Consider the following 2,920-nt stretch of genomic DNA (forward strand, 5'->3'; position numbering starts at 1 on the left):
TCACTGGATACGCGTACGGGTGGCGGAATTAATGGCGATGTGACTGTAAAAAAATTAATTACATCATCATTGGCGTTAGGTAGTGGTAGCCTAGAGATCGGCTCGCGGGATGCAGCCAGTTTCGAGGGAAATAATATCGAGATCTGCTCATGGTTTGGCGTGGGTTTTAAAACGACGTGTGGTAACCCCAATGACGTCACCTCAATTTATTTCAATACACGCACTGGTGATATTGCAACGCAGGGCAGCATTGCAGCCAGTCAGAATATTTCAGCTAATGGGGACATTGTTGCCCAGAAAAACATTTCGGCTAAGGGAACAATCGGCGCGGAGGGCGGATTTGTTGCAGGCAGCGCGGCATACAGTGCATGGGGGGATATTACAGGGCCAACATGGGGCGGCTTTTTAAGTCACTGGATTGACAGGAATTTAGCGAGAAAAAATTCAGCGGTATTAAGTGATAACGGTTGGTTCAAGGATGAATCAACAGGCTTAATCATGCAGTGGGGTTCTGCATCAATTAGCAACCGGAATTTCAATTTTCCTCGAGTGTTTGATGAAAAGTGTTTTGCGGTATTTGTCACCAATACGACATCTCAGGGAGACCTCATTGACAATGCCTTTGGCTATCCAATTAATCAAGCGGAATTCTTTGCTGCAACAAAAAATGACGAAGGTCGGGTAGGGGGATTTCCCATTGCATGGTGGGCGATAGGGAAATAATGATGAATAACAAGATGAAAAACAAACAAACGAAGTCCGTCAGTCATGACGATTATTTTTACAGCGCATCATTAAATGGGTTTTTTTACAGGCCACAGGAATCACAAACATCAAATAGTTATCCTGATGATTTGAAACCTATCAGTAACGAACTGTATCGGCAATTGTTTGAAGGGCAGAAAAACGGCAAATTGATTGTTGCGGGGGAAAATGGATCACCAAAATTAAAAGATATTCCTCCCCCAACATCGGAAGAACTACAACAACGTGCGGAAACTGAGAAACAGCAGTTACTGAAGAAAGCGGCTGAGAGTATAGGCATATGCCAGGATGCCGTTGACTTAGAGATGGCTACCGAAGTAGAAAAAGCCGCGTTGACAAAGTGGCGACTTTATCGGGTGTTGTTGAGCCGGGTAGACTGTTCAGCTGTGCCTGATATTGACTGGCCGGAGCAACCCGAATAATGTACTGGCAGCGTAAAACCCTGCAACTGTCCCCGGATTTGTCGGGGATAACCGCCGCCATTGTACCCGTTCACCCCTTTGTCTACGGTATCGGGCAGCAGACCGACAGTGGCAGCTACTTAAGCCCGACCAATGCCATTGATACGCTGGCGAAAAAACTCACGGGTGCGGGGAATATCAACAGCCTGATCCTGATGGTCTGTGCCAAGACTCACGATGAATTTATGCAGCACCTCACGCAATTTTCATCGGTCTTGTCGCTTCCGGTGTTTGCACAGGTTAAACGGATGGCAAAAACCGCCGAAAGTCTGGCAATCAGCAAAATGCAATTGCCGGGCAAGCAGGGCGGCGGTTTACCGCTGCCACAACCCTTGTCAACCACAACCAGCCGTCTGGCCGTTAATGCGCAGTTGATAGCAAAAGCCAAAGCACAGGCCAGTGCAGGCAACAGTATTGCGGGATTAAAATCCCAGCTAACGGCCTTTACTTCTGCCCGTCAGTCTGCCTTGCATCAAATGACCGAGGCGATTGGCGGGCTTAAGGGAAAATCCGCCGACGTCTGGGCATTCTCTGGGAAAGGGAACGGCGCCCACATAGCGGAAAAACTGCGACAGAATATCCCCGAACCCGACGCTGTTTACACACTGGCAATCCTGTTTGCCGGAGACGATATCCGCCCATTAGAAAGGATGCTACATGAGCCAAATTATCACCCTCGCCCTTGATGGCGAGGCCATCCCGTTAAAAAGCCTGACCGTGACACCGTCCATGATGTTTCAGGACAGCGACCAAAGCGGCCAGTCATCCAGTACCGCCGTTGCCGAGCAAGGTATTAAACCGAAAGAACTGCGCATCACCGGGATTATCCCCTTTACTGAGCAAAAAACGCTGTCCCGTCTGTTTGCACTGGCGGAAGCCAAAGACGGCGGTAACCTGAAACGCTACCGGGTCGCCAACTTGACCGCGCAGGCCATTAACTTTCGTATCAGCACCTTTACGGGCACGATTGATGCCAGCAAGGTAGACGGTAAACAGGCATGGCAGGTCACGTTTACCTTAAGGGAACATCTGTCTGTGGCGGAAAAACGCGACGCCCGGGCAATGGGTCAGGTTGACGCGAAAAAACAAACGATGAAGCCGGGAGAATCGTTAGCAGAAGGCGATGAAAAACTGAGTTGGTTTGAGCGCGAGTGGCTCAAGCCGTTAAATGATCGATTGGGGCCAGCAACAGAATGAGGCCGGTTAACCGACTTTACCTGTCCGGTGATGAGATCCATTTGGTGGAGGCCAACCTGATGCTGGAACTTTCTGCCTGTGGCCGGGGCTTTATCACCGCAGAAACGACCACCGATTACACCGGAAAACTCGTCCGGCTGGATGTGGGCTATACGGATTTGGTACTGCGCTGGTTTACGGGTTATGTGGAACGTTCACAGCCTGCCCAGAACGGTTACCAACGCCTGTTTGTGCGTGAGCTAGTCGGTGTGTTTGAGCGGGCGTGGCCGTGCTCGTTTCAGCATCCCACTTTGCGCCAGATTGTGGATTGGTTGCAGGAACACAGCGGGCTGACGTTTATCTTACCGGACGCACCTTATAGGGATAAACCTATCCCGCACTACACGCACAATGGGACAGGCTACCAGCTACTGGGGAATCTGGGGCAGGTCTTTGCCATTGAAGACTATATCTGGCATCAGTTGCCGGATGGCTCGGTGTATCTGGGAAGCTGGGCG

General features: G+C 50.3%; 4 protein-coding genes and 1 pseudogene. All 5 read left to right on the forward strand.

Annotated elements, in window-relative coordinates; genetic code table 11:
* Positions 1 to 723, forward strand: a 723-nt coding sequence (locus tag AAC854_RS21895) for a tail fiber protein (RefSeq protein ID WP_340618943.1), incomplete at its 5' end; no start/stop codon positions are given.
* Positions 723 to 1,187, forward strand: a complete 465-nt coding sequence (locus tag AAC854_RS21900; RefSeq protein WP_340618944.1) for a tail fiber assembly protein — start codon at positions 723 to 725, stop codon at positions 1,185 to 1,187. The genes AAC854_RS21895 and AAC854_RS21900, both read left to right, overlap by 1 nt.
* Positions 1,187 to 1,912, forward strand: a complete 726-nt coding sequence (locus AAC854_RS21905) for a hypothetical protein (protein WP_340618945.1) — start codon at positions 1,187 to 1,189, stop codon at positions 1,910 to 1,912. Before AAC854_RS21900 ends, AAC854_RS21905 begins: the two co-directional genes overlap by 1 nt.
* Positions 1,884 to 2,423, forward strand: a complete 540-nt coding sequence (locus tag AAC854_RS21910; protein ID WP_340618946.1) for a baseplate complex protein — start codon at positions 1,884 to 1,886, stop codon at positions 2,421 to 2,423. The genes AAC854_RS21905 and AAC854_RS21910 overlap by 29 nt, the downstream gene beginning before the upstream one ends.
* A pseudogene (locus AAC854_RS21915) lies at positions 2,420 to 2,920 on the forward strand (hypothetical protein); the annotation flags it as partial. The gene AAC854_RS21910 and the pseudogene AAC854_RS21915, both read left to right, overlap by 4 nt.

Source organism: Xenorhabdus entomophaga, assembly GCF_037996725.1.
In the GTDB taxonomy this organism is placed as follows: domain Bacteria; phylum Pseudomonadota; class Gammaproteobacteria; order Enterobacterales; family Enterobacteriaceae; genus Xenorhabdus; species Xenorhabdus khoisanae.